The 13,462-nt window shown below is 66.8% G+C and carries 19 protein-coding genes; 3 read left to right on the top strand and 16 right to left on the bottom strand.

From position 1 onward, the window contains the following. Nucleotide 1: 1 nt before the first annotated feature. The 10 genes from atpA to ABD301_RS03345 form a co-directional block, all read right to left on the bottom strand. Complete coding sequence (gene atpA, locus ABD301_RS03305) at nt 2-1,654, bottom strand: F0F1 ATP synthase subunit alpha (RefSeq protein WP_344307009.1); 1,653 nt, start codon at nt 1,652-1,654, stop codon at nt 2-4. A gap of 43 nt (nt 1,655-1,697) precedes the next feature. Further along, entirely contained in the window at nt 1,698-2,516 is an 819-nt protein-coding gene (locus tag ABD301_RS03310; protein ID WP_163567430.1) for a F0F1 ATP synthase subunit delta, read from the bottom strand. Further along, the gene (locus ABD301_RS03315) at nt 2,516-3,100 is read right to left on the bottom strand and encodes a F0F1 ATP synthase subunit B (protein WP_344307011.1); all 585 of its coding nucleotides are present in this window, start codon (nt 3,098-3,100) and stop codon (nt 2,516-2,518) included. Before ABD301_RS03315 ends, ABD301_RS03310 begins: the two co-directional genes overlap by 1 nt. 23 nt (nt 3,101-3,123) lie before the next feature. Continuing rightward, nucleotides 3,124-3,378: an ATP synthase F0 subunit C gene (gene atpE, locus ABD301_RS03320; protein WP_344307389.1), complete on the bottom strand. Its 255-nt coding sequence runs from the start codon at nt 3,376-3,378 to the stop codon at nt 3,124-3,126. A 96-nt stretch (nt 3,379-3,474) separates the two neighbouring features. Continuing rightward, entirely contained in the window at nt 3,475-4,215 is a 741-nt protein-coding gene (gene atpB / locus ABD301_RS03325) for a F0F1 ATP synthase subunit A (protein WP_163567429.1), read from the bottom strand. Next, nucleotides 4,212-4,664, bottom strand: a complete 453-nt coding sequence (locus tag ABD301_RS03330; RefSeq protein ID WP_344307013.1) for a hypothetical protein — start codon at nt 4,662-4,664, stop codon at nt 4,212-4,214. Before ABD301_RS03330 ends, atpB begins: the two co-directional genes overlap by 4 nt. A 44-nt stretch (nt 4,665-4,708) precedes the next feature. Further along, nucleotides 4,709-4,924: an AtpZ/AtpI family protein gene (locus tag ABD301_RS42280; protein ID WP_425551881.1), complete on the bottom strand. Its 216-nt coding sequence runs from the start codon at nt 4,922-4,924 to the stop codon at nt 4,709-4,711. Nucleotides 4,925-5,459: 535 nt separating this feature from the next. After that, complete coding sequence (locus ABD301_RS03335; protein ID WP_344307015.1) at nt 5,460-6,728, bottom strand: serine hydroxymethyltransferase; 1,269 nt, start codon at nt 6,726-6,728, stop codon at nt 5,460-5,462. 66 nt (nt 6,729-6,794) lie between these two features. Next, nucleotides 6,795-7,376 carry an arsenate reductase/protein-tyrosine-phosphatase family protein gene (locus ABD301_RS03340; protein WP_344307017.1) on the bottom strand — a complete coding sequence of 194 codons (582 nt, stop codon included), beginning with the start codon at nt 7,374-7,376 and terminating at the stop codon, nt 6,795-6,797. Continuing rightward, a complete protein-coding gene (locus ABD301_RS03345) occupies nt 7,376-8,044 on the bottom strand; it encodes an L-threonylcarbamoyladenylate synthase (RefSeq protein ID WP_344307019.1) in 669 nt (222 codons plus the stop codon). The genes ABD301_RS03340 and ABD301_RS03345 overlap by 1 nt, the downstream gene beginning before the upstream one ends. 190 nt (nt 8,045-8,234) lie before the next feature. Between ABD301_RS03345 and ABD301_RS03350 the strand changes: the two genes are divergently transcribed. Next, complete coding sequence (locus tag ABD301_RS03350; RefSeq protein ID WP_163567405.1) at nt 8,235-8,594, top strand: peptidase inhibitor family I36 protein; 360 nt, start codon at nt 8,235-8,237, stop codon at nt 8,592-8,594. A gap of 73 nt (nt 8,595-8,667) precedes the next feature. On the opposite strand, the gene ABD301_RS03355 is transcribed toward ABD301_RS03350, so the two are convergent. Continuing rightward, the gene (locus ABD301_RS03355) at nt 8,668-9,066 is read right to left on the bottom strand and encodes a TA system VapC family ribonuclease toxin (protein WP_163567404.1); all 399 of its coding nucleotides are present in this window, start codon (nt 9,064-9,066) and stop codon (nt 8,668-8,670) included. Further along, nucleotides 9,063-9,290 carry an antitoxin gene (locus ABD301_RS03360; protein ID WP_163567403.1) on the bottom strand — a complete coding sequence of 76 codons (228 nt, stop codon included), beginning with the start codon at nt 9,288-9,290 and terminating at the stop codon, nt 9,063-9,065. The genes ABD301_RS03355 and ABD301_RS03360 overlap by 4 nt, the downstream gene beginning before the upstream one ends. A 69-nt stretch (nt 9,291-9,359) precedes the next feature. On the opposite strand from ABD301_RS03360, the gene ABD301_RS03365 reads away from it, so the two are divergent. Beyond that, the gene (locus tag ABD301_RS03365) at nt 9,360-9,653 is read left to right on the top strand and encodes a type II toxin-antitoxin system Phd/YefM family antitoxin (RefSeq protein WP_163567402.1); all 294 of its coding nucleotides are present in this window, start codon (nt 9,360-9,362) and stop codon (nt 9,651-9,653) included. Next, nucleotides 9,650-10,039, top strand: coding sequence for a type II toxin-antitoxin system VapC family toxin (locus ABD301_RS03370; RefSeq protein WP_163567401.1), 390 nt, complete (start codon nt 9,650-9,652; stop codon nt 10,037-10,039). Before ABD301_RS03365 ends, ABD301_RS03370 begins: the two co-directional genes overlap by 4 nt. Nucleotides 10,040-10,048: 9 nt before the next feature. Here the strand turns inward: ABD301_RS03370 and prmC are convergent, their stop codons facing one another. The 4 genes from prmC to ABD301_RS03390 all read right to left on the bottom strand — a co-directional run bounded on the left by prmC (nt 10,049) and on the right by ABD301_RS03390 (nt 13,253). Beyond that, a complete protein-coding gene (prmC, locus tag ABD301_RS03375) occupies nt 10,049-10,894 on the bottom strand; it encodes a peptide chain release factor N(5)-glutamine methyltransferase (RefSeq protein WP_279579580.1) in 846 nt (281 codons plus the stop codon). A 3-nt stretch (nt 10,895-10,897) separates the two neighbouring features. Then, nucleotides 10,898-11,989, bottom strand: a complete 1,092-nt coding sequence (prfA, locus tag ABD301_RS03380; protein ID WP_163567400.1) for a peptide chain release factor 1 — start codon at nt 11,987-11,989, stop codon at nt 10,898-10,900. 85 nt (nt 11,990-12,074) lie between these two features. Next, nucleotides 12,075-12,287, bottom strand: a complete 213-nt coding sequence (rpmE, locus tag ABD301_RS03385) for a 50S ribosomal protein L31 (RefSeq protein ID WP_344307026.1) — start codon at nt 12,285-12,287, stop codon at nt 12,075-12,077. Nucleotides 12,288-12,449: 162 nt separating this feature from the next. Continuing rightward, entirely contained in the window at nt 12,450-13,253 is an 804-nt protein-coding gene (locus ABD301_RS03390) for a hypothetical protein (protein ID WP_344307028.1), read from the bottom strand. Between the last annotated feature and the right edge of the window lie 209 nt (nt 13,254-13,462).

The raw sequence follows: 13,462 nt of genomic DNA on the forward strand, positions 1-13,462 counted from the left end.
CCTAGTCGTCTTCCGGCTTCGGCTTGTTGACCTTGACCGACTCCGACTTCTCCGAGCCCTTGGCCAGCGCGTCGGCCTTGGCCTCGGTGCCGGCCCTGGTGCCACTGGCACCGCCGCTGAAGCCGTTCTTGAAGTCGTCGATCGCGGTCTTGAGCGTCTCCAGGCCATCGGAGGGCAGCTTGCCGGTCTCGTCGACCGTCGAGACGAAGCCGGGGAACTTGCTGTGTACGTACGAGATGAACTCCTGCTCGAAGTTCTTCACGTCCTCGACCGGGACCTCGTCGATGTTGCCCGAGGTGCCCGCCCACAGCGAGATGATCTGGTCCGGCACCGAGAACGGCGCGTACTGGCCCTGTTTGAGCAGCTCCAGCAGACGCTCACCGCGAGCCAACTGCTGCCGCGAGACCTTGTCCAGGTTCTCCGTACCGAACTGGGCGAAAGCCTCCAGGTCGCGGTACTGCGCCAGATCCAGCTTCAGGGTCTTGATGACATCCTTCATCGCCCGGGTCTGCGCGTCGCCACCCACCCGGGAAACCGACAGGCCCACGTTGATGGCCGGCCGCTGGCCCTGGTTGAACAGGTCCGACTCCAGGAAGATCTGGCCGTCGGTGATGGAGATGACGTTGGTCGGGATGTACGCCGAGATGTCGTTGGCCTTGGTCTCGACGATCGGCAGACCCGTCATCGAACCACCGCCGAGGTCGTCGGACAGCTTCGCGCAACGCTCCAGCAGCCGCGAGTGCAGGTAGAAAACGTCACCCGGGTAGGCCTCGCGGCCCGGCGGGCGGCGCAGCAGCAGCGACACCGCGCGGTACGCCTCGGCCTGCTTGGACAGGTCGTCGAACACGATCAGGACGTGCTTGCCCTCGTACATCCACTCCTGGCCGATGGCCGAGCCGGTGTACGGGGCGAGGTACTTGAAGCCGGCCGGGTCGGACGCCGGCGACGCGACGATGGTGGTGTACTCCATCGCGCCGGCCTCTTCCAGCGCCAGCTTGATGCTGGCGATGGTGGAGGCCTTCTGGCCGATCGCGACGTAGATGCAGCGGACCTGCTTCTTCTCGTCGCCGGAGGCCCAGTTGTCCTTCTGGTTGATGATCGTGTCGATCGCGACCGCGGTCTTGCCGGTCTTGCGGTCACCGATGATCAGCTGGCGCTGACCACGGCCGACCGGGGTCATCGTGTCGACCGCCTTGATGCCGGTCTGCAGCGGCTCGGACACCGGCTGCCGCTGCACGACGGACGGGGCCTGCACCTCCAGCGGGCGGCGGCGGGTGGCCTCGATCTCGCCCCGGCCGTCCAGTGGGGCGCCCAGCGGGTCGACGACCCGGCCCAGGAACTCGTCACCGACGGGAACGGACAGCACCTCACCGGTACGGCGGACCTGCTGGCCCTCCTCGATGTGGCTGTAGTCACCGAGGATGACGGCACCGATCTGCCGCTGCTCAAGGTTCAGGGCCAGGCCACGGATGCCGTTTCCGAAGTCCAGCAGCTCGTTGGTCATGGTGGACGGCAGGCCCTCAATGTGGGCAATGCCGTCGCCGGTGTCGGTTACTACGCCGACTTCCTCGCGGGAGACGTCGGGCGCGTACGACGAGACGTACCGGTCGATCGCCCCACGGATCTCGTCCGCCGAGATGGTCAGTTCGGCCATCGTTTCCCTCTACTATCTTCTCGCTCGGGTGATGGAATGCGCTTTATCGGGTGAGCCCGTTGCGGGCCTCGGTGATCCGCCGCAGAATGCTGCCGTCGTAGAGGTCGTCCCCGACCGCCACGACCGCGCCGCCGATGATCGACTCGTCGATCTCGACCAGCACCGAGATGTCCCGACCGTAGATCCGCCGCAGCGAACCGGCCAGCCGGCTCTCCTGCTCGTCGGTCATCGCGGTGGCCACCCGTACTCGGGCGACCGACCGGTTCCGCCGCTCGGCGGCCAGTTCGACCAGCCGATCCAGCCCGGCCGAGAACGGCCGACCACCGAGGCCGGTGACCGCACGGGCGACCAGCTTGAGGGTCTGTGGCGCGACCTTGTCGCGCAGCAGGCCCTCGGCCAGCTCGATCCGCTTGCGGACCGGCCGCATGCCGTCCTCCAGCTCGGAGGTCAGCTTGCTGTTCGCCTCGGCGATCCGGGCGAACCGGAACAGCTCGTCCTCGACATCGGCCAGCTTGCCGGCCCGCTCGGCGGCGGCCAGGGTGGCCTCCACCGAGGCGAGCTCGGCGGCGTCGATGAGGTCGTGCGGCGCGGACCACCGGGAAGTGGCCAGCCCGCGCAGCAGCTTCAGCGTGGGCTCGGCCAGCTGGCTGCCGAACAGGTCGTTCACCAGGCCTTCACGGGCCTCGTGGGTACGGGACGAGTCGGCCAGCGCACGGCGCAGGCCGACCTGACCGGCGAGCAGGTCGGCCACCGCGCCGAGTTCGTCCGCCACCCTCTCGGTGACGGCGTCGTCGGCGTCGGCGACCAGCTGTTCGAGCCGCTCGTGGCTGGTCGCCAGGGCGTCCCGGCTCGCTGCCCGCATCAGCTCTGCCCAGCCGGCAGCTTGGCACCGGCCTGCAGCCGCCCGTCGACGGTGTCGACCTGGGCCAGGAAGCGGTCGATCGTGCCACTCTGGCGGGCCTCGTCGGCCAGCGACTCACCGACGATGCGGGCCGCCAGGTCGACCGAGAGACGACCGATGTCGTCGCGCAGCTCGCGTACGAGTGCGTCCCGCTCAGCCGACAGCTGCTCGCGACCGCGCTCCACAATCCGGTCCGACTCGGCCTGCGCCTTGGTCCGCAGCTCCTCGAGGATCTGCGCGCCCTGGGCGCGTGCGTCGTCGCGGATCTTGGCCGCGTTGACGCGAGCCTCCTCGATGGCCTCTTCGTACTTCGATTGGGCCTTGGCGAGGCTTTCCTCGGTTTCCTTGGCCTGCTCGACCTGCTTGCGGATCATCTCCTGCCGGTCGTTCATCGCCTTGGCCAGCGGTGGCACGACGTACTTCCACAGGATGACCAGGATGATGATGAAGGCGATCAGCTCGACGAAGAAGGTCCCGTTCGGAAGGATCGGGTTGTTCACTTCCTCGGCCAGCACCGAGGTGACTGGTGCGGCAAGAAAAGCCATGGGACTACCTCCGCTCGCTTAGGTCAGACCACGCCGTTGGCTACGACGTACACGAAGACGATCATGAAGGCCAGGTTGATGAAGTACATCGCCTCGACCAGACCGATGGTCAGGAACAGGATCGGGAAGAGCTGGCCGCGGGCCTCGGGCTGCCGGGCGATGCCGGAGATGGTCGCGCTGCCGGCCAGGCCGTCACCGACCGCGGCGCCGATCGCGCCACCAGCCAGGGCCACGCCACCGCCGACCAGGGCGCCGGCGACGGCGATCGCGTGATCAATCGATGCCATTTTGGATCCTCTCGCATTTGCTTGCACTGCAACGAAAAAACAAAGGGGACTGCCAGTACTGACGGGAAAACGGGTATCCGCGGTCGGTCAGTGCTCCTCCTCGGCCATCTGGAATCCGAAGTAGAGGATGGTCAACAGGGCGAAAATAACCGCCTGCAGGACACCGATGAACATGTCGAACAGCTTCCAGGCGATGTTCGGCAGCCAGGTGCCCCACCAGGGAATCAGCGCGATGATGCTGAGCATGATGCCGCCGGCGAAAATGTTGCCGAACAACCGCAAAGCCAGCGTGAACGGCTTCACCAGCTCTTCGATGATGTTGATTGGGGCCAAAAACGCCGCGTGCCCCTTGACGGTGTCCTTGATCCAGCGGCCGAAACCCTTGCGCCGGATCGTCATCACGTGCATCAGGATGATGGTGAACAGGCCCAGCGCGTACGTCAGGTTCACGTCCGCCGTCGGGGCCGGCAGCAGGTGGAAATTCTCGTTCCACTGGGTCGGCAACAGTTCCAGCCAGTTGCAGATCAGGATGAAGAAGAAAATCGAGACGGCGAGCGGCACCACGAAGGGCGCCACCTTCAGTCCGACGTTTTCCTCGACCTGGTCTTCGATCTGACCGATCACGGTCTCCCAGAGGATCTGTGGCTTGGACGGCACTCCGCCGGTCGCCTTGCGGGCGATCAGCAGGCCCATCGCGACCACGATCGCGCCGGCCAGCACCGTGGTCCAGATGGTGTCCAGGTTGAAGGTCCATCCACCGATGGTCGCCTGGATGTGGTGGCCGACCTGGATACCGTCTCCAGCGGCCGCAAGGGGGGTGGTGATCATGCCCTCCGGTACTCCTTGATCAGTGGCATGGACGCGACGATGAGCATGATGACCTGGAAGACGGCGAGGCCACAGATCACGCCCAGACCGTCCGGTCGCAGCAGCAGCACCGGCCCGATGCCCAGCACCGTGATGAGTCCGATCCGGGTCAGCGCGCTGACCATGAACTGCTTCTTGGCGACCAGCTCACCGCCCTTGGCGTACTGCACGACCGCACGCTGGGTCAGGTGGGTGTTGAGGGCGCCCAGGGCGAGCCCGAGCATCACCAGCAGGCCGGCGACCGGGTGGCCCACCACGGACAGCACCGCGAGCGCGATGCCACCGATCGGGATCGCCACGATCGCGCCGATCCGCAGGTTGCGGGCGGTGTGGTGGGGAATGGCGGGGACGGCGAGGGCCAATGCCTCGGCGGCGTCCGGCGGGGGTTCGATAGGGGTCTTGTTATCCATAGGCCTGTCACTGTCAGTGGCGGTCATAGTCGTCGCTGCCCGTACTAGCCTTTCAAGAAACGGCGGATCTGAAGTCCGGCTGTGAGCAGACCGCCCACGATGCCGATGCCAAGCCCGATGAGAGTGCACAACGGGCTAGCGTGCGTCATGTTGTCGAGAAGCAGCCCTATCACCAGGCCACCCACGACGAACCCGAGCAGAGTCGACCCCAGCGTAACCAACTGCCAGAGTCCGGGCCCTTGCGGGCTGGCTCCACTCACCGCGCCTCAATCTTCAGCTCACCGGGGGAAAGGCGGCTCTTCCATGTCGTCGCTCCCTCGCGTCGTTCCGCGGCGCCGTCCAGACTCTCTCTCCGGGCCGGGCGCAGATCACACTTCGCTCCTCTATCACAGTGGCTGACCTGCGGTTATCACCTCGGCCGCGCCGCTGCGCCCCCGCTCTGTGGGGACTTTGAGAACGCTATCACAAAGTCCTTTGAGCACTGTTCACGGGATGGTCAAAACCGCAGCATGAGGTGGTCTTGCGGGCCTTCTTGCCACCCGTTGGCGCTGGACAAATTACGCCGTACGTTACTTATCCCGCAAACCGGCCCTGTTCGCCCTCGGCGAACACCCCGTTCATCACCCTCAGTGACTACTCCAGTTCGCCGCAACGCCCCGTTGCCTGCGCCCCGCCAGCGACAGGCCCGACGTCGAGTGCAGGACNNNNACGTCGAGTGCGGCACAAAGTCCCGCACTCGACGAAAATCCGGCCCCACCCGCGAAGACCGTGCGACAAACGGTGTGTGGGGAGGGTTTAGCGGGGGTAGGCGGGGTGGCGGGCGACCAGGGCGCGGACCTGGTCGCGCAGCTGCGGAGCGGCGGTGCCGTCCTCGTCGCGTACCGCCTGGCTGATCAGCGACGCGACCGACTTCATCTGCGCCTCGGTCATGCCCTGGGTGGTGACGGACGGGGTGCCGACCCGGATGCCGGACCCGATCATCGGCTTCTGCGGGTCGTACGGGATCGCGTTCTTGTTGAGGGTGATCCCGGCGGCGTCGCAGCGGGCCTCCGCCTGCGCACCGGTGACCCCGATTTCCCGCAGGTCGATGAGGCACAGATGGGTGTCCGTGCCACCGGAGACCGGCCGCATTCCCTCGGCGGCGAGGCCGTCGGCGAGCGCCTGGGCGTTGGCGATGACCTGGCGTGCGTACGCCTGGAAGTCCGGCCGGGCGGCCTCGGCCAGCGCGACCGCCTTGGCCGCCACCGCGTGCATCAGCGGTCCGCCCTGGCTGAACGGGAAAACCGCCTTGTCGATGCGCGGCGCCAGCTCCTGCGTACACAGGATCATCCCGCCGCGCGGGCCGCGCAGGACCTTGTGTGTCGTCATCGTGACGACGTCGGCGTACGGCACCGGCGACGGAATTGCCTTGCCGGCGACCAATCCGATGAAATGCGCGGCGTCGACCATCAAATACGCCCCGACCTCGTCGGCGACCTGCCGGAACTTCTCGAAGTCGATCAGTCGTGAGTATGCGGTCGCGCCGCAAATGATCATCTTCGGTTGGTGCTCGCGGGCCAGGTCGCGGACCTCGTCGTAGTCGATCAGCTCGGTGTCGCGGCGGACCGAATAGCCGATGGTGTTGAACCATTTCCCGGAAAAGTTCACTTTGCTGCCGTGCGTCAGGTGGCCGCCGTGCGGCAACGACATCGCCAGCACGGTGTCGCCGGGCTTCAACAACGCCGCGTACGCCGCGAGATTCGCAGAAGCACCCGAATGTGGCTGCAGATTCGCGTGCTCCGCGTCGAAAAGGTCTTTGGCCCGGGAAATGCCGATTTCCTCGGCTTGGTCGACCTCCGAGCAGCCGCCGTAATAACGCTTGCCCGGATAGCCTTCGGCATATTTGTTGGACAACGTCGACCCGAGCGCGGCCAACACCGCCGGCGAGGTCAGGTTTTCGCTCGCGATCAACTGCAACCCGTCGCGCAGCCGGTCCAACTCCGCCAGGATCACGTCCGCGATCTGTGGATCGGCGGCCCGCAGCGCGTCGAAATCGGGACCCCAGAACGGCGTGCTGTCAGACATGTGACGCTCCGAGTCAAGGGCGGCAGGTGTCCCGTGAGTGTAAACGCGGATGCGGTTCTCAGCCTGCTAGCGGGACTGCGTGAGGGCGCGTACGAGAGCACGCAGCGGCGCCTCGATGCTGTCGGCGGTCGCCGAGAAGACGACCTGGGGCCGGGCATACGGGTCGTCGATCTCGTCGGCCGGCAGCGGCGCGGCGTCCGCGCGGACGGCGTTGAGGGCGGCGACCAGGGCGACGCCACGCTTCAGCACCGACTCCGGGTCCTGGTGGAAGGCAGGCAGCGCGGACTCCTCGACCAGCGGGAGCAGGCGGGTGAGCTCACCGAGGACGAACGTACGGCTGGCGGAGCCGGGGACGGCGTGACCGACGTACTGCGACTGCTCGATGGTGGCGGTCAGTACGAGATCGCTGCCCTCGATGAGGTCAGGGCGCAGGTGCCGGGCGTGGAAGTCGCTCGGATCAGCGTCCCGGTGCCGCAACTCCCGGGCGGCGTTGCGCTCCATCGGGTCGCCGGCGTGCCAGGGCCCGACGCCTGCGCTGTGCGAGTGCAGCAGGTCGGCGTCCCCGAAACGGGCCGCCAGCAGCCGTTCGGCCATCGGCGAGCGGCAGATGTTGCCCATGCAGACGTGCAGGACGGTGAACGGCGGCATCAAGCCGCCGGCTCGTCGGTGGCCAGGTCGGGGGCGACCTCGCGGAGCTGCTCGATGCTGAGCGCGCCGGCCCGGCGCAGCCGTGGCGGTCCGCCGGTCGCGCACTCGGTCACGTCCACGATCGTGGACGCGACGGCCAGCTCGGACGGGCCGGCCTCCAGGTAGACGTCGACGGAGTCGCCCAGCATCAGCTCGGCGTCCGCGGCGGTCAGCGCGGCCGGGTTGCCGGTAGTGTTCGCGCTGGACACCGCCATCGGGCCGACCTTGGCCAGCAGCTCCAACGCGACTGGGTGCAGCGGCATCCGTACGGCCACCGTGCCGTACGTGTCACCGAGGTCCCAGTCCAGCGACGCGATGTGCTCGACGATGATCGTCAGGCCGCCCGGCCAGAAGGCCTCGACCAGGTCACGGGCGACCGCCGGCATGGTCATGACCAGGCCGTCCAGCGTCCGCCACGACGGCACCAGCACCGGCGGCGGCATCGAGCGGCCGCGGCCCTTGGCGGCCAGCAGCTTGCCGACCGCCGCCCGGTTGAACGCGTCGGCGCCGACGCCGTAAACGGTGTCGGTCGGGATCACCACCAGGTCGCCCCGGCCAGCCGCCTCGGCGGCCGCGTCCAGGCCCAGCTGGCGGGTGGATTCGTCGCGGGTGTCGTACGTCAGGCTCATGCGGTTTTCCTCACACCGGCAGTTTCCCACTTCCTGATCAGGCCCTCTCAGGGAGAGCGGCCCTGATCGATCGCTCCTTAAAGGAAACCCGGTGTTTTGGCCTCAACCAAAGGAGATTGAGTCGATCAGTGCGAGCGCACTACGAACTGACTCGAACCGTAGCCAGCCAAGGTCGAGGGAGAGTTCAGTCATGAAGAGGATCGCTGCTTTCGGAGTGTCCCTGTTACTGGCCGGCGGCGGTGCCGTCATCGCCGCGACACCGGCGTACGCCGACACCACCTGTCCAGCGCACAACTTCTGCCTGTGGACCGACGGGCATTTCACCGGAACCAAGCAAATCATCAGCGGGTACGCGAGCTATCAGGACGTGAACTCGACGCTGCACGACCACGCCAGCTCGTGGAAGAACGCCAACGCCAGCCAGCGTGAATGCGTCTATGACCACGTCAACGGCGCCCTCGTCACCCTGCAGGTCGTCAACGCCGGCCAGCAGGTCGGCGTCGTACCAGCCGGCACCAACGACCGCGCGGACGCCATCGGCTTCTGCTGAGTCGCGGTCAGCCGCGGCGGGCGGACAGACCGGATGTTTCCGAGCTGTCCGCCCAGATGACGGGTTGGACCGTTCAGCGCGTCGGGACGAGATCAACAACGTCACTGTGAAGTTTGGCCAGCCCTTGATCAAAGGTTGCCAGTCGACCGCCTCGCACCCTGACCAGCTCCGCGAGGTAGGCGTCGGTCACCTGGCGATGGCCAATGACTCCATCCATGGACACGTCAAGATATGAGATGTCGGCTGGCCAGAATTCGTGCCGAGGACTGTCGGTCACGGCCTTGAGAACCGCTTTGGCCGTCGCGGCGGTTTGTCCTTCACGTAGGAGCAGCCGCACCAGACTGCCCTCGGATATCGGACACGTGGCGAACCGATCTTCTCCCTCCACCAGCCAGTTCTCGGCGGCGTCATGATGCACATGACTGGCGACGAGAAGGGCGATGAGCACGTTCGCATCCAGGAGAACCGTCACTGGTCGTCTTCCAGTGAACGGACGTCCTCGGTCGTGATGGTGGTAGCAAGATGGACCACCGGCAAACCGGTGCGCGCACTCCGGGTAACCTCCGGCGTCCCGCCCTGCCCCAAGGCTCGCCGCATCAGATCGACGACCGTCTCGCTCAAGGTCCGCGCCGTATCCCGCGCGATCGACACCGCTTGCCGATGAAGGTCCTCGGGGAGGTCAATGGTCGTCCGCATAGAACACATCATAGCATCTCCGCATCAAGATGCGACGATCTCCATCGGAGAATGTGCTAACATTTTGTCATGACAATGACGGTGGGAATCAGGGAGCTCACCCGGCACACGTCCAGGGTGATTCACCAAGCCGCAGACGGCGAAACAATCCTCGTAACGGAGCACGACGAGCCCATCGCCATGCTTGTTCCGCTGCCGCGCACCGGCAATCCAGCCGTCGATCAACTCATCCGCGAGGGAAAGCTGACTCCCGCAAGCAATCCAGGCGGGATTGCCGCACTGCTCGCCATCACACCAACACCGGCGAGCAACGACATCGACACCACCGAGGTCATTTCAGAGCAGCGCGAAGACCGCGAGTGATCTACTTGGACAGCTCGGCCGTGGTCAAGCTCGCGCGGCAGGAGAACGAAACGGCGGCACTGCGTTCCTGGCTCGCCGCGAACCCACATCCGCTGGTGTGTTCGGCCTTGGCGCGCACTGAGACAGCTCGGGCGCTGCGCCGAAACGACCAGGCCGCACTCAAGATATTGCCCAACGTTCTCGCATTGCTACTTCAGCGCCCGATAACCGGTGCCATCCTTGACGCCGCGGGTCAGCTACCGGGAACGACCCTGAGAAGTCTGGACGCCATTCACCTCGCGACCGCTGAAGACCTCAAGCCAGCACTGACCCATTTCATCGCGTACGACAAACGGCTCGCTGACGCGGCGCGTTCGCTCGGCCTACACGTAGTCGTTCCCGAGTAGGGAACGCCGCTAGCGGCGGCGGGCGGTGGTGTAGCGGGGACGGGCGGACAGGTCGGGGTGATCCGAGATGTCCGTCCAGCCCCCCGCGGCGGCCAGGATGGCCGGCACCGATTCGCCTTGTACGTCCGCGTGTTCGATGCCGACCCAGCCGCCGGGTTTGAGCAGGGCGTGCATGCGCGGCACGAGTTTACGTACGGTGTCGAGGCCGTCGGCGCCGCCGCCCCACAGGGCCATCGCCGGGTCGTGGTCGGCGACCTCCGGGGGCGGCGCGGAGTCGTCCGGCACGTACGGCGGATTGCAGACCAGGAGGTCGGCCTGTCCGTCCACATCGGACAGGACGGCCGGGTCGGTGGCGTCGCCGCTGACCAGGTGAACCCGGTTTTGTCCGTACTTGTCGATGTTTCGCTGTGCCCAGGCGACCGCGAGCGGCGAGAACTCCACGGCGTGTACGACCGCGGCCGCACATTCGTCCACAATGGACAGTGAGATCGCGGCGGAACCGGCACAGAGTTCCACCACCACCGGGCTGTCCAGCGAACCAGCCCGGTCGATTGCCCACTGGGCCAGCATTTCGGTCTCTGGGCGGGGAATGAAGACGCCCGGGCCGACCGCGAGCTCCAGATAGCGAAAGCCCGCGAGGCCGGTCAGGTGCTGCAGCGGGATCCGGTTCGCTCGGTCCTCGACCAGGTCGTCGAAGTGCCTTTGTTGGTCGGAATCGAAACCCTCAACCAAAAGCAGCCCGGACCGCGTCGTACCCAACACGTGCGCGGCCAGCCATTCCGCGTCCACCTGCGGCGAGTCGACGCCGGCTTCAGCGAGCCGCTGGACCGCCACCGAAAGCATGCCAGCGAGCACGGCTCAGCTGCTGCCGGCGGTGGCGGCGGCCAGCCGGTCCTGGCCGTCCTGGTTCACCAGCGCGTCGATGACGCCGTCCAGCTCACCGTCGAGCACGGCGTCCAGGTTGTACGCCTTGTAGCCGACGCGGTGGTCGGAGATGCGGTTCTCCGGGAAGTTGTACGTCCGTACCCGCTCCGAGCGGTCGACCGTACGCACCTGCGACCGGCGCTCGGCGCTGGCCGCCGCGTCGGCTTCCTCCTGGGCGGCCGCGAGCATCCGCGACCGCAGGATCCGCATCGCCTGTTCTTTGTTCTGCAGCTGGGATTTCTCGTTCTGGCAGGACACCACGATGCCGGTCGGTACGTGCGTGATGCGGACCGCGGAGTCCGTGGTGTTGACGCTCTGCCCACCGGGTCCGGACGACCGGAACACGTCGATCCGCAGGTCGTTGGGGTCGATCTGCACGTCGATGTCCTCCGCCTCGGGCAGCACCAGGACGCCGGCGGCGGAAGTGTGTACGCGGCCCTGCGACTCGGTGACCGGCACGCGCTGCACGCGATGCACGCCACCCTCGTACTTGAGGCGCGCCCAGACACCCTCACCGGGCGCCGGGATGCCCTTGGCTTTTACCGCCAACGCAACATCTTTGTAGCCACCGAGCGCGGATTCGGTCGCTTCCATCAGCTCGGTCTTCCAGCCGCGACGCTCCGCATACCGCATGTACATCCGGAGCAGATCGCCGGCGAACAGCGCCGACTCCTCGCCGCCCTCCCCCGCCTTGACCTCCAGGATCACGTCCTTGCCGTCGGACGGGTCGCGCGGCATCAGCAGCTCGGTGAGCCGGCCGGTCAACTGCGGGATGCGGGCCGAGATCTCGTCCGCCTCGGCGGCGAAAGACGCGTCTTCGGTGGCCAGCTCCTTCGCGGTGGCGAGGTCGTCACGAGCCGACTCCAACGCGGTCGCGGCGGCCACGATCGGGCCCAGTTCGGCGTACCGGCGACCGACCTGACGCGCCTTGGCCGCGTCGCTGTGCAGCCCTGGATCGGACATCTGCTTCTCCAGGTCCGCGTACTCAGTGCGGATCGCCGGCAGCGAGGTCAGCGGATCGGACATGTCAGGCCCTTCGGGTGGTACGGATGTGAAGGCATAGACAAAGGCGCGCCCGGAGACCCAAGTCTCCGGACGCGCCTTGATGTAGCTAGCGTGCGCGCTTGCCGAAACGACGCTCGAACCGGGCAACCCGGCCACCGGAGTCCAGAATCTTCTGCTTACCGGTGTAGAACGGGTGGCACTGGGAGCACACCTCGGCGTGAATCTCGCCGCCCTTGGCGGTGCTGCGTGTGGTGAAAGTGGCACCGCACGAACAGCTCACCGTGGTCTCGGCATACTTCGGGTGGATGTCGGCCTTCATGATCTCCTCATTCTGACGTGGTCGCCGGGTCGGCCGTGACGCTCAGGACTCTTGCCAGCCGTGAACCGGAACCTGCGAACCGCCCACCAGTGTGACAGACGGCCTCACGTAGTGCTAAACCGCATGCTCCCCCGCGGTATTCCGGGGTCCAGAACCGCGTCATCAGTCGACGCCGCGCGGGAGGCGGGCGCCGAAGGCGGCGAAAACAGTGGTGCCGGCGCCGAAAAACAGCAGGCCGACGACGATCACGGCGCTGGCGACTGTCCAGGCGAAGCCGGTGGTGGCGTCGGCGCGTACGACCAGGGCCACCAGAGCGACCAGGGCGGCGGCCGCGGCTGGTACGGCCATGCGCCAGCTTCGGGAAAGATCGAAGGGGTTCGCGGCGCACAGGACCAACATGGGCAGCACCCACCACGGCATCGGCGGTTGGGCCGAGTCGCCGACTGGCACGGCGGCGAGCACCACGACGATGCCCAGGCCGGCACCGGCGGCGACCACGCCGAGCGCGCGCAGGACCGTCATCGGGCCCATCTCGGCCTGCCGGCGCTGGACGACCAATGCGCCCAGGGCCGCCGCCAGCAGGGCGAGAACCAGCACCAACTGGTCCTGGGCGCGGGCCGGGGCGCCGTTCATGCCGGGCAGCTCGGGCAGCACGCCGTGCGTCACGGTCGGCTGCAGAGCTGCCGCCGGTACGGTCACGGCCAGCAACGCGAGGGCCACCAAGGCGGCGAAGGAAGTGCGGCGAAAACCCGCGATCAGGGCCGGCACGGTGGCCAGCAAGGCGATGGTCGGGCTGACCAACAGGCTCATCATCAGCAGGGCGACCGTCGCGGCGGCGAGCGTGACCCATCGCAGCATTCGTTCGCAGCGACCAGAAAGCGGATCCAGCACGGACAGCGAGCGGACTCGGGCGTTGTGTGCGCGTCGAGCGCCATCCGCCGAGCGCTGCGCATCGAACGCCGTCACCGCATTGTCCTCCCGACCGCCCGCCTCGCCCCTTGCTCTCACCCTATGAAGGACAGGCCCCGACAATCGAGTCATTTATGAGCGCCGTCACGCGGTCGTTATTCAGCTGCCCGGGCAAACCGGCCGAAACCAGCGAGCTACCGATGGGTAATAAAACAAGAATCCGACCCCATCCCGCGGGGCCGGATTTTTGCTTGCGCGTACGAACA

It is taken from the genome of Fodinicola feengrottensis (assembly GCF_039530045.1).
Lineage (GTDB): Bacteria > Actinomycetota > Actinomycetes > Mycobacteriales > HKI-0501 > Fodinicola > Fodinicola feengrottensis.

Coding starts and splice junctions, on each gene's coding strand:
- atpA (WP_344307009.1), bottom strand. CDS start 1,654: ATGGCCGAACTGACCATCTCGGCGGACGAGATCCGTGGGGCGATCGAC.
- ABD301_RS03310 (WP_163567430.1), bottom strand. CDS start 2,516: ATGCGGGCAGCGAGCCGGGACGCCCTGGCGACCAGCCACGAGCGGCTC.
- ABD301_RS03315 (WP_344307011.1), bottom strand. CDS start 3,100: ATGGCTTTTCTTGCCGCACCAGTCACCTCGGTGCTGGCCGAGGAAGTG.
- atpB (WP_163567429.1), bottom strand. CDS start 4,215: ATGATCACCACCCCCCTTGCGGCCGCTGGAGACGGTATCCAGGTCGGC.
- ABD301_RS03330 (WP_344307013.1), bottom strand. CDS start 4,664: ATGGATAACAAGACCCCTATCGAACCCCCGCCGGACGCCGCCGAGGCA.
- ABD301_RS03335 (WP_344307015.1), bottom strand. CDS start 6,728: ATGTCTGACAGCACGCCGTTCTGGGGTCCCGATTTCGACGCGCTGCGG.
- ABD301_RS03340 (WP_344307017.1), bottom strand. CDS start 7,376: ATGCCGCCGTTCACCGTCCTGCACGTCTGCATGGGCAACATCTGCCGC.
- ABD301_RS03345 (WP_344307019.1), bottom strand. CDS start 8,044: ATGAGCCTGACGTACGACACCCGCGACGAATCCACCCGCCAGCTGGGC.
- ABD301_RS03350 (WP_163567405.1), top strand. CDS start 8,235: ATGAAGAGGATCGCTGCTTTCGGAGTGTCCCTGTTACTGGCCGGCGGC.
- ABD301_RS03360 (WP_163567403.1), bottom strand. CDS start 9,290: ATGCGGACGACCATTGACCTCCCCGAGGACCTTCATCGGCAAGCGGTG.
- ABD301_RS03365 (WP_163567402.1), top strand. CDS start 9,360: ATGACAATGACGGTGGGAATCAGGGAGCTCACCCGGCACACGTCCAGG.
- prfA (WP_163567400.1), bottom strand. CDS start 11,989: ATGTCCGATCCGCTGACCTCGCTGCCGGCGATCCGCACTGAGTACGCG.
- rpmE (WP_344307026.1), bottom strand. CDS start 12,287: ATGAAGGCCGACATCCACCCGAAGTATGCCGAGACCACGGTGAGCTGT.